Origin of the sequence: Streptococcus sp. SP8, from assembly GCF_030440045.1 — a bacterium.
In the GTDB taxonomy this organism is placed as follows: domain Bacteria; phylum Bacillota; class Bacilli; order Lactobacillales; family Streptococcaceae; genus Streptococcus; species Streptococcus parasanguinis_I.
On the sequence record NZ_JAQFJL010000008.1, the window covers coordinates 1 to 17,567 of the forward strand.

The following is a 17,567-nucleotide window of genomic DNA, read 5'->3' on the forward strand; positions in this document are numbered from 1 at the left end:
AGATATTGACAACGTGAGTTTAACTTGTTAGAATATAGATGTTCAATTTTGAATGTTTAATCATTCAGAGTTAAGTGACGATAGCCTAGGAGATACACCTGTACCCATGCCGAACACAGCAGTTAAGCCCTAGAACGCCGGAAGTAGTTGGGGGTTGCCCCCTGTGAGATAAGGTAGTCGCTTAGCTTTATTCCGCCATAGCTCAGTTGGTAGTAGCGCATGACTGTTAATCATGATGTCGTAGGTTCGAGTCCTACTGGCGGAGTATAGAATAAAAGAGATCAAGTAATTGGTCTCTTTTTTTGCTTTTGATTTTAATGTTAATTAAAGCTCCGTTTAGTTAACGGAGCTTTTCTCTATTTAGTTATTTGGGAAAAATGCTTGATATAAGGCTTTAATTGCTTTTTCTTCTTGATCTTTACTTACAACGAACATAATGGAAACTTCACTAGAACCTTGAGAGATCATTTGAATATTCACTTCATTCTCTGATAGTGCTTTGGCTGCAGTGGCAGTAACCCCTACCTGACTCTTCATTTTCTCCCCAACAATCATAATGATGGAAAGATCATGTTCAATTTCGGCTGTGTCAACTTCGAGTTTTTGCGTTAATTGTTTTAAAATTTCTTGTTCTTTGATTGGAGTCAGTTCACGTGAACGCAAAATGATGGACAAGTCATCGATTCCTGTTGGCATATGTTCCCAACTGATATTTAGATCTTCTAAAATTTGAAGGACTTTTCGACCAAAACCGACTTCACGGTTCATAAGGTATTTTGTAGTGTTAATACTAACGAATCCTGAATCACCTGCAATTCCTACAACAGTCACATGATCATTTGAATGTTCCAAAACAATGCGGGTTCCAGGGTGGTCTGGATTATTAGTATTTTTAATGACTAATGGAATTTTACCTCTGTATGCTGGAACGAGTGCTTCATCATGCAAGACTGAAAAACCAGCATAGGCCAATTCGCGCATTTCTTTGTAGGTTAATTCAGGAATAGAATGTGGGTGTTTAATAATACCTGGATGTGCCGCAAAAATACCATTTACGTCTGTAAAGTTTTCGTATAAGTCTGCTTTTACACCTGCTGCAATGATCGATCCTGTAATGTCAGATCCACCACGAGAAAATGTACAAATGTCACCATCTTGAGTAACACCAAAGAAACCTGGAATGACAATCACTTCACTTGAATCTTTTAGTTCTTCAATTTTATCGTAACTAGATGGTAAAATACGAGCGTTGGATGGTTCTGCAGTGACCGTAATTCCTGCCTCTTTTGGATGGATATATCTTGCTTCTAATCCATTTTGATTGAAATAAGCAGCAATGAGTTTAGCATTGTTATTTTCGCCTGCTGCTAAGAATGCATCGTATGTGAATGGATTCCCTTTTTTAGGTAAATTTGTTAAATCATAGATATCTTCAGCAATTTCTTGAATAATGGAATCTTTGAGACCCAATTCTTCTGTAATGGCACGATAACGTTCAATAATCCACTGTTGTGTTTGTGTGACATCCTTATCTGAAGTATATTCTTTATAATAGCGGATCAGAGCATCTGTTACTTTTGTGTCTTCAGCGTTGCGCTTACCTGGAGCTGATACAACTACAAATCTTCTTTCTGGATCATCTTTAATGATATCAAGTACTTTTTTTAATTGAGAAGCTGATGCTAGAGAACTTCCACCGAATTTAGTTACTTTCATATTTTCTCCTTAATAGTTTCATTAATACATTATACCAAAGTTCAGTTATTGATACAATGTATTTACAGATAGGGCATAAAATAATTGATTCTGTAGAGGAGAGAAATTGTAATTATTCAAATTTTACAATTTTGTTACATCTTATAGATATATTTTACTATTTTACTTTTTTGTGGTATGATATGTTATAATTCAAAAGTTTTAATATCAAAATATTTTATATTTAAACAAAAGGAGTCTGTGATGTTTGAAACAATTTTGTATTCTGTCGAAAACGACCTCGCGACAATCTCTTTAAATCGTCCTGAAGTATCCAATGGTTTTAACATTCCAATGTGTCAGGAAATTTTAGCTGCCCTGGAAGATGCAGAAAAAAATGAGGAAGTAAAATTCATTATTCTATCAGCAGAAGGGAAAATCTTTTCAGTTGGTGGAGATTTGAGCGAAATGAAACGCGCAGTCGATGCGGATGACATCGAGTCTCTTGTTTTAATTGCCGAATTAGTTAATACGATTTCAAAGAAAATCAAGCAATTGCCAAAACCGGTTATTATGGTGGCAGATGGAGCGGTTGCTGGAGCAGCTGCTAATATTGCAGTAGCTGTTGATTTTTGTATTATTAGTGATCGTACTAAATTTATCCAAGCCTTTGTTGGGGTTGGTTTAGCACCGGATGCGGGTGGGTTATTCTTGTTAGGAAAAGCCATTGGCATGTCTCGGGCTACTCATTTAGTAATGACGGGTGAAGCCTTGACTGCTGAAAAGGCATTTGATTATGGTCTAGCTTATCGTGTTTGTGAATCTGAAAGACTCGATAAAACAGTTGAGCAATTGCTTAAAAAATTAAGAAGAGGATCTTCAAATTCTTATGCTGCCATGAAAGAAATGGTTTGGGAAGCATTCTTGAAAGAATGGGACCAATATGCGGGTCTTGAATTGGATTTGCAAAAGAAACTAGCATTTACAGAAGATTTCAAGGAAGGGGTTATTGCCTACTCTGAGAAACGTCGGCCACAATTTAAAGGAAAATAAATTTGTAATTTTTCTATATTTTGTGAAAAAATGCTTGCAAATTATTTTCATTTTTGATAAAATTTGACTATCAAAGTAAAATTAGGAGGTGGAGTTTTGAATTACCAATTAGTTAACGACTATTTAACATCCATCTTTAATAATGTTTTGGTTATTGAGGAGTCGAGTCTAAGAGCAAGTCGATTCAAAGATGTTTCTATTAAAGAAATGCATACGATCGATGTGATTGGTTCGACACCGAATGCAACCCCGAGTGATATTTCACGGGAGTTGATGGTGACTTTGGGGACTGTCACGACAAGTTTGAATAATCTTGAGCGCAAAGGGTATATCGAAAGAAGAAGATCGGAAGTTGATCGCCGGGTTGTACACTTGAGTTTAACGAAGAACGGTCGTCTACTTTATCGTCTTCATCAGCAATTCCATAAACGGATGGTCAACCAGATTATTGGAGATATGAGTCCCGAAGAGAAGAAAGTGATGCAAAAAGGATTGCAAAATCTGTATCGTTTCTTGGAGGAAATTAAATAATGGTCTTTGCTAAAATTAGTCAAGTTGCTCATTATGCACCTGACCAAGTCGTATCAAATGATGATTTGGCTGAGATCATGGATACAAGTGATGAATGGATCAGTAGTCGGACAGGTATCCTTCGGCGTCACATTTCAAAAGATGAGACAACAAGTGACCTAGCAACAGTTGTTGCACAAAGATTATTAGCAAAAGCAAACTTAGATGCTGAGGAAATTGATTTCATCGTTGTTGCTTCGATTACACCAGATAGCTTAATGCCATCAACTGCAGCCCGGGTACAAGCTAATATTGGAGCTTCTCGAGCTTTTGCATTTGATCTGACTGCAGCATGTAGCGGATTTGTATTTGCATTAGCCACTGCTGAAAAATACATTTCTTCAGGGATGTACCGGCGAGGGATTGTGATCGGTAGTGAGACGCTTTCAAAAGTATTAGACTGGTCAGATCGCTCTACTTCAGTACTTTTTGGAGATGGAGCTGGCGGTGTTTTGCTTGAAGCGAGCGATCAAAAATCGTTTTTGTTTGAAAATCTCTTTACGGATGGTAGCCGAGGTTCTAGTCTTGAATCTTGCTATTTGGGTCTGTCTTCTCCTTATTCAGAGGAAATTACCGATCGAAGATATCTGACGATGGATGGACGGGCGGTTTTTGATTTTGCTATTCGTGATGTCACGAAAAGCATTCAAAAGATTATAGCAGACGCCTCTATGGAAGCAGAAGAGATTGACTATTTTCTTTTACATCAGGCGAATGACCGAATGTTAGATAAGATGTCAAAAAAACTGGGTGTCTCTAGAGAGAAGATCCCAGCAAATATGATGGAATATGGGAACACTAGTGCTGCTAGTATCCCCATTCTATTATCGGAGTGTGTCGAGAATCATCGAATCAAGATGGATGGAAGTCAAAAAATTCTTCTTACAGGATTCGGTGGAGGTTTGACATGGGGCACACTTCTTGTTACAATCTAGTTAAACATGTGGAAACACATTTTAAAAATTTATATATTATTTTTTAAGGAGGCCTATCATGGCAGTATTTGAAAAAGTACAAGAAATTATCGTTGAAGAACTTGGTAAAGAACCATCAGAAGTAACTCTTGAATCTACATTCGAAGATTTAGAAGCTGATTCATTGGATTTGTTCCAAGTGATCTCTGAAATCGAAGATGCTTTTGATATTCAAATCGAAACTGAAGAAGGATTATCTACAGTTGGTGATCTTGTCGCTTACGTAGAAGAAAAAACAAAATAATGATAGATGAGAGTATCGAAAGATATTCTCTCTTGTTTAGGTAATAGTTTGAGGCTCAAAGAAACAATCTTTCGAACTCAAACTATTACTTAAGCGAAAAAAGAGGTAGGTATAATGCAAACACGAATTACTGAACTATTGAATATTAAATATCCAATCTTCCAAGGTGGGATGGCATGGGTTGCTGATGGTGATTTGGCTGGAGCAGTATCAAATGCTGGAGGTCTTGGAATCATTGGTGGTGGGAACGCTCCAAAAGAAGTTGTAAAGGCTAACATCGATAAGGTGAAGTCTATTACAGATAAACCTTTTGGTGTAAATATCATGCTTTTGTCCCCATTTGCAGATGACATTGTTGACCTGGTGATTGAAGAAGGTGTAAAGGTTGTTACAACTGGTGCTGGAAATCCAGGGAAATACATGGATCGTTTCCATGAAGCAGGGATCACTGTAATTCCAGTGGTTCCGTCTGTCGCACTTGCAAAACGGATGGAAAAATTGGGCGCTGATGCAGTGATTGCAGAAGGAATGGAAGCTGGAGGTCACATTGGTAAATTGACGACTATGACCTTGGTTCGCCAAGTGGTTGAAGCTATTTCTATTCCAGTAATTGGTGCTGGAGGAGTCGCTGATGGTGCCGGTGCTGCAGCTGTCTTTATGTTAGGTGCCGAAGCTGTTCAGGTGGGAACTCGTTTCGTGGTTGCAAAAGAATCTAATGCTCACCAAAACTTTAAGAATAAAATCTTGAAAGCGAAAGATATTGATACGGTGGTTTCTGCATCAGTTGTTGGACACCCTGTTCGTGCGATCAAGAATAAATTGGCTTCAGCCTATAACCAAGCTGAAAGAGATTTCTTGGCAGGTAAGAAGACTCAAGAAGAAATTGAAGAATTAGGTGCAGGTGCTCTTCGCAATGCCGTCGTTGATGGAGATGTTGACAATGGATCTGTAATGGCGGGTCAAATTGCTGGACTTGTAAGCAAGGAAGAAACTTGTGCTGAAATTCTAGAAGATATCTATTATGGTGCAGCCAAGGTAATTCAAAAAGAGGCTGCTCGTTGGGCAGATGTAAACGTCTAAAAACGTCGAAAGGATTAGGATAGTGACAAAACGTGCGTTCTTATTTGCTGGTCAAGGGGCTCAGAAATTGGGCATGGCGAGCGATTTGTATGCGGCTTATCCCGTTGTTAAAGAGACCTTTGATACGGCTAGTCGTATTCTAGGTTATGATTTGCGTGAATTGATTGATTCTAACGAAGAAAAACTGAATCAGACACGCTATACTCAACCGGCTATTCTGACAACGTCAGTAGCCATTTATCGTCTCTTAGCAGAAAATGGTATCACTCCTGATATTGTTGCCGGCCTTTCTTTAGGGGAATATTCTGCCCTGGTTGCGGCTGGAGCTCTTTCGTTTGAAGATGCAGTAGCTTTGGTTGCAAAACGTGGTGAATTTATGGAAACAGCTGCTCCTGCTGGAAGTGGGAAAATGGTTGCTGTCATGAATACAGATCCAAGTTTGATTGAAGAAATCTGTCAACAAGCATCTGAAAAGGGTGTAGTAACACCAGCTAACTACAATACGCCAGCACAAATTGTGATTGGTGGTGAAGTTGCGGCTGTGGATTACGCTGTGGAATTGCTTAAAGAAGCTGGTGCTAAACGTCTGATTCCTCTTAATGTTTCAGGTCCATTCCACACAGCCTTACTGGAATCTGCTAGTCAAAAATTGGCGACTGAACTAGAAAAAGTATCATTTAATGATTTTGATCTTCCTTTAGTTGGGAATACAGAAGCTACGATCATGAAGTCGGAAGATGTGAAAGCACTGTTGGCCCGTCAAGTAAAAGAACCGGTTCGTTTCTATGATTCAATTGCTACGATTCAAGACTTTGGTGTAGATGAAGTCATCGAGATCGGACCTGGAAAAGTCTTGTCAGGATTCTTGAAGAAAATTGATAAAACTCTTCCAACTCATAACGTCGAAGATCAGGCTAGTCTAGATGCACTTCTGAATGCTTAAAACGAGGTAAAGATGGAACTTAAAAATAAAAATGTTTTTGTAACAGGTTCAACACGAGGAATTGGATTGGCTGTGGCTCATAAATTTGCGAGTCTCGGTGCCAATGTTGTCCTAAATGGACGTTCTGAAATTTCTGAGGACTTGCTTGCACAGTTTGCTGACTATGGTGTGACTGTTGTTGGTATTTCTGGGGATATTTCTAATGGCGAAGATGCTCAACGTATGGTAGCTGAAGCAATTGAAAAGCTTGGAAGTGTTGATGTTTTGGTCAATAACGCTGGGATTACAAACGACAAGTTGATGTTGAAGATGACTGAAGAAGATTTTGAACGTGTCTTGAAAATCAACTTGACAGGTGCCTTTAATATGACTCAAGCTGTCTTAAAACCGATGTCTAAAGCTCGTCAAGGGGCCATTATCAACATGTCCTCTGTTGTTGGTCTAATGGGGAATATCGGTCAAGCTAACTATGCGGCTTCAAAAGCTGGTTTGATTGGTTTCACTAAATCAGTAGCGCGTGAAGTTGCGGCTCGTGGCGTTCGTGTGAATGCCATTGCACCTGGTTTCATTGAATCAGATATGACTGATGCTATTCCAGAGAAAATGAAAGATGCCATGCTAGCTCAAGTGCCAATGAAACGAATTGGTCAAGCTGAAGAAGTGGCAGAAGTTGCGGCTTTCTTAGCAGGTCAAGAATATTTAACTGGTCAAACAATTGCCATTGATGGCGGAATGACTATGCAATAATGAATGCTCACTGATCGAAAATCACTTACTTAAATATCCATCCGACAAAAGGAGAATATATATGTCTACAAATCGTGTTGTTGTTACAGGTTATGGTGTAACCTCACCAATCGGAAATACACCAGAAGAATTTTGGAATAGCCTTCATGAAGGAAAAATTGGGATCAAACCCATTACGAAATTTGATGCTTCTGAAATTCCAGTCTTTAATGCTGGTGAAATTCAAGATTTCCCATTCGATAAATATTTCGTGAAAAAAGATCAAAATCGTATGGATACGTACTCATTGTATGCAATCTATGCTGCGATGGAAGCTATTGAAAATTCAGGCTTGAATATGGAAGAAGAAGACCGCGATCGTGTAGGTGTGATTGTATCATCTGGTATCGGTGGTTTGCAAGAATTGGAAGACCAAATTATCCGGATGCATGAACGTGGGATGAAGAGAATCCAACCCATGTTTATTCCGAAAGCTCTTTCAAACATGGGTGCTGGAAACATCGCACTTAAGATTGGGGCTCAAGGGGTATGTAAATCCGTGACAACTGCTTGTGCTTCTGCCAATGATGCAATTGGTGAAGCTTTCCGTGAAATTAAATTTGGTATGCATGATGTTGTTTTGGCAGGTGGTGCTGAAGCTTCGATTACTAAGATTGGTATCGGTGGTTTCAATGCCCTTACGGCCCTTTCAACAACGGAAGACCCAGAACGTTCATCTATTCCATTTGACAAAGACCGTAATGGTTTTGTGATGGGGGAAGGTGCAGGGGTTCTTGTCATCGAAAGTTTGGAACATGCCCAAAAACGTGGTGCTAACATTTTGGCTGAGATTGTTGGTTATGGTTCAAACTGTGATGCCTACCATATGACAACACCGACACCAGATGGTTCAGGTGCGGCCAAAGCAATTAAATTAGCGATCAATGAAGCTGGTATTAAGCCTGAAGACGTCGATTATGTCAATGCTCATGGTACATCTACACCTGCCAATGAGAAAGGTGAAAGCGGAGCTATTGTTTCTGTACTTGGTAAAGAAGTTCCTGTATCATCTACGAAATCATTTACAGGACACTTGCTTGGTGCTGCTGGTGCGGTTGAAGCGATTGCTACCATCGAAGCGATTCGTCACAGCTTTGTACCAAAAACTGCTGGTACTAAAGAATTGTCTGACTATATCGAAGCAAACGTTGTTTATGGTGAAGGTCAAGAAGCGGATATTCAGTACGCTATCTCAAATACCTTTGGTTTTGGAGGACACAATGCTGTTCTGGCCTTTAAACGTTGGGAGGGTTAATTCATGAATATTTCTGAAATCAAAGATTTGTTGGCTCAATTTGATGCGTCAACTTTGCGTGAATTCTCATATAAAAATAATGGCGAAGAATTGAATTTGAGTAAAAACCAAACGAGTTCAGTTGCGGCTACACCGGTTGCTCCTGCAGTTGAAGTGGTAGCAACTCCTCAAACTCCTGTAGTAGCCCCTGTTGTTGAAGCACCAGCAACTCCAGCTGTAGCGGCTGAACCAGTTGCTGCTCCAGCTCAGGCTGCAGAAGGTGATGTGGTTGAAAGTCCATTGGTTGGGGTGGCTTACTTGTCGCCAGCTCCGGATAAACCAGCCTTTGTATCTGTAGGAGACAAAGTTACTAAGGGTCAAACACTCTTGATTATCGAAGCCATGAAAGTGATGAATGAAGTCCCAGCGCCTAAAGATGGGGTAGTCACTGAAATTTTGGTAACGAATGAAGAAATGGTTGAATTTGGAAAAGGATTGGTTCGAATCAAATGACAATTGATATTAATGCTATTCGTGAGGCTTTGCCACATCGTTACCCAATGCTTTTGGTGGATCGCGTATTGGAAACAAGCGAAGATACGATTGTTGCCATTAAAAATGTGACAATTAATGAACCATTTTTTAATGGACATTTTCCACAATATCCTGTTATGCCAGGTGTTCTTATCATGGAAGCTTTGGCACAAACAGCAGGTGTACTAGAGTTGTCAAAACCTGAAAATAAAGGGAAATTAGTCTTTTATGCAGGGATGGACAAGGTGAAGTTTAAAAAACAAGTCGTTCCAGGAGATCAACTGGTGATGACAGCTACTTTTGTCAAACGTCGTGGAACCATTGCTGTTGTTGAAGCGAAAGCAGAGGTAGACGGTAAGCTTGCAGCTTCAGGAACACTTACTTTTGCAATTGGAAATTAAGAAAGGCCTATCTATGTTTCGTAAGATCTTAATCGCCAATCGTGGTGAGATTGCAGTGCGCATTATTCGTGCGGCTCGTGAACTTGGCATCGAGACGGTTGCGGTGTATTCTACTGCTGATAAAGAAGCCTTGCATACCTTACTAGCGGATGAAGCGGTCTGTATTGGACCTGCTAAATCAACAGAATCTTATTTGAATATGAGCGCTGTCTTGTCTGCGGCTGTTTTAACAGGAGCAGAAGCTATCCACCCTGGTTTTGGATTTTTAAGTGAAAACTCAAAATTTGCGACCATGTGTGAGGAAGTGGGCATTAAATTTATTGGTCCTTCTGCTAAAGTCATGGATTTGATGGGGGATAAGATTAATGCTCGTAAACAGATGATCAAAGCAGGAGTGCCTGTTATTCCTGGATCAGATGGTGAAGTGTATACTGCTGAAGAAGCCCTCGAGATTGCAGAACGTATTGGTTACCCTGTGATGTTGAAAGCATCTGCAGGAGGCGGTGGTAAGGGAATTCGGAAGGTTGAAAAACCAGAAGATTTGGTTGCTGCTTTTGAATCTGCTTCCTCAGAAGCTCAAGCTGCTTTTGGGAATGGTGCCATGTATATGGAGCGGGTGATTTATCCGGCACGCCACATTGAAGTACAGATTTTAGCGGATCAGCATGGACATGTCATTCACTTAGGTGAACGCGATTGCTCTCTTCAACGGAACAATCAAAAAGTTCTAGAAGAATCCCCTTCAATTGCTATCGGAAAAACTCTTCGTAATCAAATTGGTTCTGCTGCTGTTCGGGCTGCTGAATCAGTTGGGTATGAGAATGCTGGAACGATTGAATTCTTGTATGATGAAGGCAAGGGTGAGTTCTACTTTATGGAAATGAATACCCGTGTGCAAGTGGAGCATCCTGTCACAGAATTTGTAACAGGAGTTGATATCGTTAAGGAACAGATTAAAATCGCAGCTGGCCAAGAATTATCCGTTACTCAAGAGGATATTGTCATTAAAGGCCATGCGATTGAATGCCGGATCAATGCGGAAAATCCTTCCTTCAACTTTGCACCAAGCCCAGGTAAGATCACTAATCTCTATCTTCCAAGTGGTGGGGTTGGCTTGCGTGTGGATTCTGCTGTGTATCCTGGTTATACGATTCCGCCATACTATGATAGTATGATTGCCAAGATCATTGTCCATGGTGAAAATCGCTTTGATGCACTGATGAAAATGCAGCGTGCTCTTTATGAGTTGGAAATCGATGGTGTCACCACCAATAGCAGTTTCCAGTTGGATTTGATTTCAGATTCACATGTGATCGCTGGTGATTATGACACTGCATTTTTGATGGAACAATTCCTTCCAAATTATAATAAGGAATGATGAAAAAGCCTGGACTTGTGAGGGAAGTATGAACATCATCTTCACAGTTTCAGGCTTTTATAGTAATGCTGCAGATACTGTAGCATATTATAAGGAGTAAGTAATGGCATTATTTTCTAAAAAAGATAAATATATTCGGATCAATCCGAATAGGTCAGCCTGGAAGGAGCCTCAGCCAAAACCTGAAGTTCCTGATGAACTATTTTCACAATGCCCAGGTTGTAAACATACCATTTACCAAAAGGATTTAGGTAGTGAGCGTGTCTGCCCGAATTGTGGCTATACCTTCCGTATTTCTGCTAAAGAACGCTTGGCGCTGACAGTGGATCCAGCTAGCTTTGAAGAAATGTTTACAGGAATCGAAACGACAGATCCTTTGAATTTCCCAAATTATAAGAAGAAACTAGCAGCAGTGCGGGAAATGACAGGACTGGATGAAGCTGTCCTGACTGGAACTGCCTTGATTAAAGGTCAAAAAGTTGCGCTTGGGATCATGGATTCCAACTTTATCATGGCTTCAATGGGTTCTGTAGTAGGCGAAAAAATTACTCGTTTATTTGAATTTGCGACAAAAGAAAAATTGCCAGTTGTTCTCTTTACCGCTTCCGGTGGTGCTCGGATGCAAGAAGGAATCGTGAGTTTGATGCAAATGGCAAAAATTTCTGCGGCTGTTCAACGTCATTCTAAAGAAAAATTGTTCTATTTGACGGTATTGACAGATCCGACAACTGGTGGGGTGACAGCCTCATTTGCTATGGAAGGTGATATTATCATGGCAGAGAGTCAGGCCTTGGTTGGTTTTGCCGGTCGGCGTGTGATCGAATCAACTGTGCGTGAAAAATTGCCAGATGATTTCCAAAAAGCAGAATTTCTACAAGAACATGGATTTGTAGACTTGATCGTGGAGAGAAGCCAAATCCGAGCAACAGTTGGACAATTATTGGCCCTTCATGGAGGTAAACATGAGTAAAATAACACAGATTATTAAAGAGGCACGTGACCAAGGAAGATTGACTGCGCTTGATTTTGCTCAAGGAATCTTTGATGATTTTATCGAATTACATGGAGATCGAAACTTCCGTGATGATGGTGCGGTGATTGGTGGGATTGGACGCTTAGGCGATCAAACGGTTACAGTCGTTGGGATCCAAAAAGGAAAAAATCTTCAGGATAATCTAAAACGTAATTTTGGGCAACCACATCCAGAAGGCTATCGAAAAGCTTTGCGCCTCATGAAGCAAGCAGAGAAATTTGGCCGTCCAGTTGTGACCTTTATCAATACAGCGGGTGCTTATCCTGGTGTTGGTGCTGAAGAACGAGGACAAGGGGAAGCCATTGCCCGCAACCTCATGGAAATGAGTGATCTAAAAGTTCCAATTATCGCGATTATCATCGGAGAAGGTGGTTCTGGAGGTGCCTTGGCTCTTGCTGTAGCAGACAAGGTTTGGATGCTGGAGAACTCCATCTATGCAGTCTTGAGTCCAGAAGGTTTCGCCTCTATTCTTTGGAAAGATGGAAGTCGTGCCATGGAAGCAGCAGAGTTGATGAAGATTACTTCTCACGAATTGTTAAATATGGAAATTGTCGATAAGGTGATTCCCGAGCATGGATTTTCAAATGGAGAACTACTGGCTCAAGTGAAGAAGGAATTACAGGAAGAGTTAAAGGTTTTACAAGCCTTACCTCTCGAAGAGCTTCTGGAGCAACGCTACCAACGTTTTCGTAAATATTAAAAAACTGAGCTTGCAAATTGCAAGACTCAGTTTTTTTAAACTTTATTTTGGTGCGATGACTTCTGCACCACCCATGTATGGGCGAAGGACTTCTGGAATGGTCACAGAACCGTCTTCGTTTTGGTAGTTTTCAAGAATAGCAGCGACGGTACGTCCGACTGCCAATCCAGAACCGTTCAAAGTGTGAAGGAGTTTTACCTTGCCATCTGCTTCATCACGGTAGCGGATTTGCGCACGGCGAGCTTGGAAATCTTCTGTATTGGAACAGCTTGAGATTTCACGGTAGGTGTTTTGCGCTGGAATCCATACTTCTAAGTCGTAAGTCTTGGCAGCTGAGAAGCCCATGTCTCCCGTTGAGAGAGCTACTACACGGTATGGAAGGTTCAGTTTTTGAAGGATATTTTCAGCATTGACAACCATTTTTTCCAATTCACCATATGAATCTTCTGGTTTGGCAAATTTCACCATTTCAACCTTATGGAATTGGTGCAAACGGATCAATCCACGAGTATCACGACCAGCTGAACCAGCTTCTGAACGGAATGATGGACTCATAGCGGTGAAGTAGATTGGAAGGTCTTTCCCATCAAGAATTTCATCGCGGTAGTAGTTTGTCAAAGGAACTTCAGCAGTTGGAATGAGGACATAATTAGTATCGCTAAGTTCAAAAGTATCTTCCTTGAATTTTGGATATTGTCCAGTACCAAACATAGAATCATGGTTGACCATGTAAGGAGGGATGACTTCAGTGTAGCCTTCCTTGCCATGTTCGTCCAACATGAAGTTGTAGATAGCGCGTTCTAAGCGAGCTCCAAGTCCTTTGTAAAAGAGGAAACGAGCACCAGTAACTTTAGCCCCGCGTTCCCAGTCAAGGATATCAAGGTCTTCACCTAAATCCCAGTGAGCTTTTGGTTCGAAGTCAAACTCGCGAGGAGTTCCCCAACGGCGAACTTCAACGTTGTCATCCTCATCTGCTCCAACAGGGACACTATCAGCAGGGATATTTGGAAGGGTAGTAGTGAATTCAGTTAATTTGGCATCGATTTCAGCCAATTCTGTATCCAATGCTTTGACTTCTGCAGAGAGGGTTTGCATGGCAGCAATCTTATCATCTGCATTTTCCTTGTTGCGTTTAGCTTGTGCGATTTCAGCAGATACAGTGTTACGCTCTGCTTTAAGATTTTCTACTTTGACTAAGATATCTCGACGTTTGGCATCGATTTCTTTCATTTCATTCAAAATAGCTGCATCTACGCCACGTGTTGCCAATTTTTTAGCAACCGTATCAAAGTCTGTACGAATTCGTTTAATATCTAACATAGCTTCTCCTTTAACAAAAAACACACCTGTTAGAGTGTTGGAGTGGCAGAGCCACGGTTCCATCCAACTTCACAGGTGTGCACTTGATTCGATATTGTATTTTAAAGAAACGGTAGAATTTCAATTAAGATTTCTATCTGCTCGCAGCAACCGCAGACTTTCTGAAAGAGACTCTTAACTTACTTATCCGTTTGCGTCTATTATACAAGAAAAGATCCTATTTTGCAAATAGATTTTTAATTTTAGCCGTGATGATTTGGATCAACGTAGGAAGTTTGACAATTTTCTCATTTCCTAGATGTTCCCGAGAAATCTTTAAAATTTTTCCAGAGTCTTTTGAAGCAAAGAGAAATTTTGATTCTCTGGTATAGATTTCAAAATGGCGGCTAATTTTACGTCCGGATACATTGGCTCCGATTCGCTCGATTTCTTGCCAGGGAATTTGGATGTAGTCTTCAACATTTGCATCCGCATAAAATTCAAAAGCGGCATTCCCGACTAGGATTTTTCCAACCTTTCCCCCCACTCCAAGGTAAGAAACCCCTGTAGTATGGAATTCAACGGTTTTATTCAATGATTGAGCCATGAGATCCTCCTGTATTGCTGTTCACTCCATTATATCATAATAAAAAGAAGGCCGAAACCTTCTTTTTAGTTGATCTTTGCTTACATCAAGCCAGCAACGTGTGCTAATACACCGATTACAAAGAGAGCGATGATGATAGTGATTGGAGATACTTTTTTCTTCAACAACCACATACAAGCAAAAGTAAGAAGCAATCCCATCAAACCAGGAATCAATGAATCCAAGTTTTGTTGGAAAGTTGTAACTTTTTCAGGTGTTTGAGATAGGCCTGAGCCAACTTGAGCGAAGGCTTCTTGGATACCCTTGTATCCTTCAGGAAGTTTATCCCAGTGGATATAAGCTTTGTCGTCTAATTTGACAGAAGAAACATTAAAGATGAATTTAATAGATACCCAACGTTCTACCAAGACAGCAAGGATGAACATCCCAAGGATAGAAGCCCCTTTAGTGATGTCTTGCAAGATCCCACCAGACATATCTTTGGTAATTTCAGAACCTGCTTTGTAACCAAGTTCTTGCGTGTACCACAAGAAGGCCATACGAATCGCATTCCATGCGATAAAGAAGATGAGTGGGCCAAGGATGTTACCAGATGCAGCAAGTGATGCACCAAGGGCACCAAGGATAGGACGTACTGTAAACCAGAAGACTGGATCTCCGATACCTGCCAAAGGACCCATCATACCAATTTTAACCCCTTGGATGGCAGCATCGTCAATCGCAGCACCGTTTGCTCTTTCTTCTTCAAGAGCAAGTGTTACCCCGATGATAGGAGCGGCAACGTATGGGTGAGTGTTGAAGAATTCCATGTGACGTTCAAGAGCAGCCGCTTGGTCTTCTTTCTTCGTGTAGAGTTTTTTGATAGCTGGGATCAATGAGTAAGCCCAACCCAAGTTTTGCATCCGTTCATAGTTCCAAGAACCTTGCAAGAAGGTTGAACGCCACCAAACTTTTTGACGATCTGATTTAGATAATTGTAATTTTTCAGTCATGATAGTGTCACACCTTTCTTAATAGTCTTCGAGAATGTCGCCGATTGGATCGTTAGAAGTAGCGGCTCCGCCACCTCCATTGCCACCTTTCTTAGAAAGAGTGAGGTAGATCAAGGCAAGGGCAACACCAATTGCTCCAAGAGCAATCAAGGTCAATTGGCTAACGGCAGCAAGGGCAAAACCGATGGCAAAGAATGGCCATACTTCACGACTCGCCATCATGTTGATAACCATGGCATAACCAACGGCTACAACCATACCACCACCGATTTGCATTCCATCAGAGAGCCATTTTGGCATTTGTTCAAGAGCAGTTTTGACAGTTTCAGCAGGAATCATCAACAAGAGGGCTGCAGGAATGGCGATACGAAGACCTTGAAGAAGAAGGGCCACAAAGTGAGCGCGTTCTACACCTTTGATATCCCCTTTTCTAGCAGCAGCGTCGGCAGTGTGAACCAAACCAACGGAAAGGGTACGGACGATCATGGTCAAGAAAAGACCAGCAACTGCAAGTGGAATAGCGACACTTTGAGCGACAACGATTCCTTTTGTACTGAAGTCTCCCCCAAGTACCATGATGATGGCAGCAGCGACAGATGCAAGGGCAGCATCGGGTGCAACTGCGGCACCAATGTTTGCCCAGCCAAGTGCAATAAATTGAAGTGAACCACCAAGCATAATGCCAGCAGTCAAATTACCTGTTACCAAACCGATTAAGGTACAAGCAACAAGGGGTTGGTGGAATTGGAATTGGTCAAGGATACCTTCAAGACCTGCTAAGAAGGCAACAACGACCACTAATACCATAGAAATAATAGACATGTTTAAAATCCTTTCGTAAGTAATCGATTATTGAACGTTAGCTTTGTTAATTAAGTCAAACAAATCTTTCTTAGAGTCATTTGGTACTTTACGGACGTCAAATTCAACTCCAAGATCACGCATTTTTTCAAATGTAGCCACGTCATCTTTATCCATTGACAACACATTGTTCACCATGGTTTTACCAGTTGAGTGGGCCATTGAACCAACGTTCAAGGTTTTAATCGGAACACCACCTTCAATGGCGCGAAGAGCATCTTGAGGTGTTTCAAATAAGATCAAAGCATGGGTATTTCCAAAACGTGGATCTTTTGCAACGTCGATCAATTTTTGAATTGGGACAACGTTTGCTTTCACACCATTTGGTGCCGCTTGTTTGATCAATTCCTTACGGAGTTCATCTTTGGCAACAGAATCTGAAGCAACAATGATCCGATCGGCTTTTGAATCAGGTGTCCAAGCAGTTGCGACTTGTCCATGAAGAAGACGTGTATCTAAGCGGGCAAGGTTAATCTTGAGTTTTCCATCTCCGATAACTGTTCCTTCTGGAATAGCAGCTTGGACTACAGGAGCAGCAGCGGCTGTACTAGCTTCTTCAACAGGATTCAATTCTTCTGGAAGGGCTTTGACACCGTCTTTTGCTTCCTTGATGATGTTTGCAGCGACTTGATCAACGCCGGCATTTGCATCCATCAAACGTTCTGTATAAGCTTGAATCAACATCGGAAGGTTCAATCCTGTGATGATCGCAAATTTACGATCTGGATTTTCTCCCATGACGCGACTTGCTTGGTTAAATGGAGAACCACTCCAAAGGTCAGCCAAAACCAAGACTTCATCTTCTGCATCAAATGCGGCAACAGCTGCATTAAATTTAGCATAGAGATCATCCGGGCCTTCACTTGGCATGAACGTAACCACTTGAACTTTCTCTTGATCCCCAAAGATCATCGAGCCGGATTGGTGGATTCCAGCTGCAAATTCACCGTGGCTAGCAATAATGATACCAATACTCATTATTGACATTCCTCCTTATAAAATTTGTTTGACTTTCAGTTTAAGAAAACTTTAAGCTACTTTATTATAAATCGTTTCCACACTTAAGTCAATTTTTCTATCAAAATCTCGATGTAAAAACATTGATTTATTATATTAAACTATCGTTAGATAGAAAAAGAATGCTCTTGAATGCATTTTGTTTATTACTTGTTGATGCTTAAAA

General features: G+C 40.9%; 19 protein-coding genes, 1 tRNA gene and 1 rRNA gene. 15 read left to right on the forward strand and 6 right to left on the reverse strand.

The features are described from left to right. Positions 1 to 70 precede the first annotated feature (70 nt). Both rrf and PCY11_RS06640 read left to right on the forward strand, forming a co-directional pair. Positions 71 to 186 (forward strand): 5S ribosomal RNA (rrf, locus tag PCY11_RS06635). A gap of 5 nt (positions 187 to 191) precedes the next feature. Continuing rightward, positions 192 to 265: transfer RNA gene (locus PCY11_RS06640), tRNA-Asn, on the forward strand. 95 nt (positions 266 to 360) lie between these two features. On the opposite strand, the gene PCY11_RS06645 is transcribed toward PCY11_RS06640, so the two are convergent. Next, positions 361 to 1,716: an aspartate kinase gene (locus PCY11_RS06645; RefSeq protein ID WP_049522749.1), complete on the reverse strand. Its 1,356-nt coding sequence runs from the start codon at positions 1,714 to 1,716 to the stop codon at positions 361 to 363. 240 nt (positions 1,717 to 1,956) lie between these two features. Here PCY11_RS06645 and PCY11_RS06650 point away from each other — a divergent pair, with 240 nt between their 5' ends. From PCY11_RS06650 to PCY11_RS06710, 13 genes are all read left to right on the forward strand, one after another. Then, on the forward strand, positions 1,957 to 2,748 hold the full coding sequence (locus PCY11_RS06650) for an enoyl-CoA hydratase (protein ID WP_037608326.1): 792 nt from the start codon (positions 1,957 to 1,959) through the stop codon (positions 2,746 to 2,748). A gap of 96 nt (positions 2,749 to 2,844) precedes the next feature. After that, on the forward strand, positions 2,845 to 3,279 hold the full coding sequence (locus PCY11_RS06655) for a MarR family winged helix-turn-helix transcriptional regulator (RefSeq protein WP_003003993.1): 435 nt from the start codon (positions 2,845 to 2,847) through the stop codon (positions 3,277 to 3,279). Next, complete coding sequence (locus tag PCY11_RS06660) at positions 3,279 to 4,253, forward strand: beta-ketoacyl-ACP synthase III (RefSeq protein WP_049482585.1); 975 nt, start codon at positions 3,279 to 3,281, stop codon at positions 4,251 to 4,253. The genes PCY11_RS06655 and PCY11_RS06660 overlap by 1 nt, the downstream gene beginning before the upstream one ends. Before the next feature lie 58 nt (positions 4,254 to 4,311). Then, positions 4,312 to 4,536, forward strand: coding sequence for an acyl carrier protein (locus PCY11_RS06665; protein ID WP_003003892.1), 225 nt, complete (start codon positions 4,312 to 4,314; stop codon positions 4,534 to 4,536). Between the two features lie 114 nt (positions 4,537 to 4,650). Next, positions 4,651 to 5,616 carry an enoyl-[acyl-carrier-protein] reductase FabK gene (gene fabK, locus PCY11_RS06670; protein ID WP_049482587.1) on the forward strand — a complete coding sequence of 322 codons (966 nt, stop codon included), beginning with the start codon at positions 4,651 to 4,653 and terminating at the stop codon, positions 5,614 to 5,616. A 22-nt stretch (positions 5,617 to 5,638) separates the two neighbouring features. Continuing rightward, positions 5,639 to 6,559 (forward strand): ACP S-malonyltransferase, encoded by a 921-nt coding sequence (gene fabD, locus PCY11_RS06675; protein WP_049482589.1) that lies wholly within the window; start codon positions 5,639 to 5,641, stop codon positions 6,557 to 6,559. 12 nt (positions 6,560 to 6,571) lie between these two features. Then, on the forward strand, positions 6,572 to 7,306 hold the full coding sequence (fabG, locus tag PCY11_RS06680) for a 3-oxoacyl-[acyl-carrier-protein] reductase (protein ID WP_003010456.1): 735 nt from the start codon (positions 6,572 to 6,574) through the stop codon (positions 7,304 to 7,306). Positions 7,307 to 7,367: 61 nt separating this feature from the next. Continuing rightward, the gene (gene fabF, locus PCY11_RS06685) at positions 7,368 to 8,600 is read left to right on the forward strand and encodes a beta-ketoacyl-ACP synthase II (RefSeq protein WP_003010454.1); all 1,233 of its coding nucleotides are present in this window, start codon (positions 7,368 to 7,370) and stop codon (positions 8,598 to 8,600) included. Positions 8,601 to 8,603: 3 nt separating this feature from the next. After that, a complete protein-coding gene (accB, locus tag PCY11_RS06690; protein ID WP_049482591.1) occupies positions 8,604 to 9,092 on the forward strand; it encodes an acetyl-CoA carboxylase biotin carboxyl carrier protein in 489 nt (162 codons plus the stop codon). Next, complete coding sequence (gene fabZ, locus PCY11_RS06695; protein ID WP_003004019.1) at positions 9,089 to 9,514, forward strand: 3-hydroxyacyl-ACP dehydratase FabZ; 426 nt, start codon at positions 9,089 to 9,091, stop codon at positions 9,512 to 9,514. The genes accB and fabZ overlap by 4 nt, the downstream gene beginning before the upstream one ends. A 13-nt stretch (positions 9,515 to 9,527) precedes the next feature. Beyond that, complete coding sequence (locus PCY11_RS06700; protein ID WP_003003860.1) at positions 9,528 to 10,892, forward strand: acetyl-CoA carboxylase biotin carboxylase subunit; 1,365 nt, start codon at positions 9,528 to 9,530, stop codon at positions 10,890 to 10,892. A 103-nt stretch (positions 10,893 to 10,995) separates the two neighbouring features. Next, complete coding sequence (gene accD, locus PCY11_RS06705) at positions 10,996 to 11,862, forward strand: acetyl-CoA carboxylase, carboxyltransferase subunit beta (protein ID WP_003003810.1); 867 nt, start codon at positions 10,996 to 10,998, stop codon at positions 11,860 to 11,862. Continuing rightward, on the forward strand, positions 11,855 to 12,625 hold the full coding sequence (locus tag PCY11_RS06710) for an acetyl-CoA carboxylase carboxyl transferase subunit alpha (RefSeq protein ID WP_021154504.1): 771 nt from the start codon (positions 11,855 to 11,857) through the stop codon (positions 12,623 to 12,625). The genes accD and PCY11_RS06710 overlap by 8 nt, the downstream gene beginning before the upstream one ends. Before the next feature lie 42 nt (positions 12,626 to 12,667). On the opposite strand, the gene serS is transcribed toward PCY11_RS06710, so the two are convergent. From serS to PCY11_RS06735, 5 genes are all read right to left on the reverse strand, one after another. Then, entirely contained in the window at positions 12,668 to 13,945 is a 1,278-nt protein-coding gene (gene serS, locus PCY11_RS06715; protein WP_070845553.1) for a serine--tRNA ligase, read from the reverse strand. Between the two features lie 217 nt (positions 13,946 to 14,162). Then, complete coding sequence (locus PCY11_RS06720; protein ID WP_049482595.1) at positions 14,163 to 14,531, reverse strand: DUF956 family protein; 369 nt, start codon at positions 14,529 to 14,531, stop codon at positions 14,163 to 14,165. Between the two features lie 80 nt (positions 14,532 to 14,611). Next, on the reverse strand, positions 14,612 to 15,523 hold the full coding sequence (locus PCY11_RS06725; RefSeq protein WP_003010435.1) for a PTS system mannose/fructose/sorbose family transporter subunit IID: 912 nt from the start codon (positions 15,521 to 15,523) through the stop codon (positions 14,612 to 14,614). Positions 15,524 to 15,541: 18 nt separating this feature from the next. Then, a complete protein-coding gene (locus PCY11_RS06730; protein WP_003018496.1) occupies positions 15,542 to 16,345 on the reverse strand; it encodes a PTS mannose/fructose/sorbose transporter subunit IIC in 804 nt (267 codons plus the stop codon). Between the two features lie 27 nt (positions 16,346 to 16,372). Then, positions 16,373 to 17,362, reverse strand: coding sequence for a PTS sugar transporter subunit IIB (locus PCY11_RS06735; RefSeq protein WP_070845551.1), 990 nt, complete (start codon positions 17,360 to 17,362; stop codon positions 16,373 to 16,375). Between the last annotated feature and the right edge of the window lie 205 nt (positions 17,363 to 17,567).

Excerpts from the sequence above, each read along its gene's own strand:
- PCY11_RS06645 (WP_049522749.1), bottom strand. The coding sequence starts at position 1,716 with ATGAAAGTAACTAAATTCGGTGGAAGTTCTCTAGCATCAGCTTCTCAA.
- PCY11_RS06660 (WP_049482585.1), top strand. The coding sequence starts at position 3,279 with ATGGTCTTTGCTAAAATTAGTCAAGTTGCTCATTATGCACCTGACCAA.
- PCY11_RS06665 (WP_003003892.1), top strand. The coding sequence starts at position 4,312 with ATGGCAGTATTTGAAAAAGTACAAGAAATTATCGTTGAAGAACTTGGT.
- fabK (WP_049482587.1), top strand. The coding sequence starts at position 4,651 with ATGCAAACACGAATTACTGAACTATTGAATATTAAATATCCAATCTTC.
- fabG (WP_003010456.1), top strand. The coding sequence starts at position 6,572 with ATGGAACTTAAAAATAAAAATGTTTTTGTAACAGGTTCAACACGAGGA.
- fabF (WP_003010454.1), top strand. The coding sequence starts at position 7,368 with ATGTCTACAAATCGTGTTGTTGTTACAGGTTATGGTGTAACCTCACCA.
- accB (WP_049482591.1), top strand. The coding sequence starts at position 8,604 with ATGAATATTTCTGAAATCAAAGATTTGTTGGCTCAATTTGATGCGTCA.
- fabZ (WP_003004019.1), top strand. The coding sequence starts at position 9,089 with ATGACAATTGATATTAATGCTATTCGTGAGGCTTTGCCACATCGTTAC.
- PCY11_RS06700 (WP_003003860.1), top strand. The coding sequence starts at position 9,528 with ATGTTTCGTAAGATCTTAATCGCCAATCGTGGTGAGATTGCAGTGCGC.
- accD (WP_003003810.1), top strand. The coding sequence starts at position 10,996 with ATGGCATTATTTTCTAAAAAAGATAAATATATTCGGATCAATCCGAAT.
- PCY11_RS06710 (WP_021154504.1), top strand. The coding sequence starts at position 11,855 with ATGAGTAAAATAACACAGATTATTAAAGAGGCACGTGACCAAGGAAGA.
- serS (WP_070845553.1), bottom strand. The coding sequence starts at position 13,945 with ATGTTAGATATTAAACGAATTCGTACAGACTTTGATACGGTTGCTAAA.
- PCY11_RS06720 (WP_049482595.1), bottom strand. The coding sequence starts at position 14,531 with ATGGCTCAATCATTGAATAAAACCGTTGAATTCCATACTACAGGGGTT.
- PCY11_RS06725 (WP_003010435.1), bottom strand. The coding sequence starts at position 15,523 with ATGACTGAAAAATTACAATTATCTAAATCAGATCGTCAAAAAGTTTGG.
- PCY11_RS06730 (WP_003018496.1), bottom strand. The coding sequence starts at position 16,345 with ATGTCTATTATTTCTATGGTATTAGTGGTCGTTGTTGCCTTCTTAGCA.
- PCY11_RS06735 (WP_070845551.1), bottom strand. The coding sequence starts at position 17,362 with ATGAGTATTGGTATCATTATTGCTAGCCACGGTGAATTTGCAGCTGGA.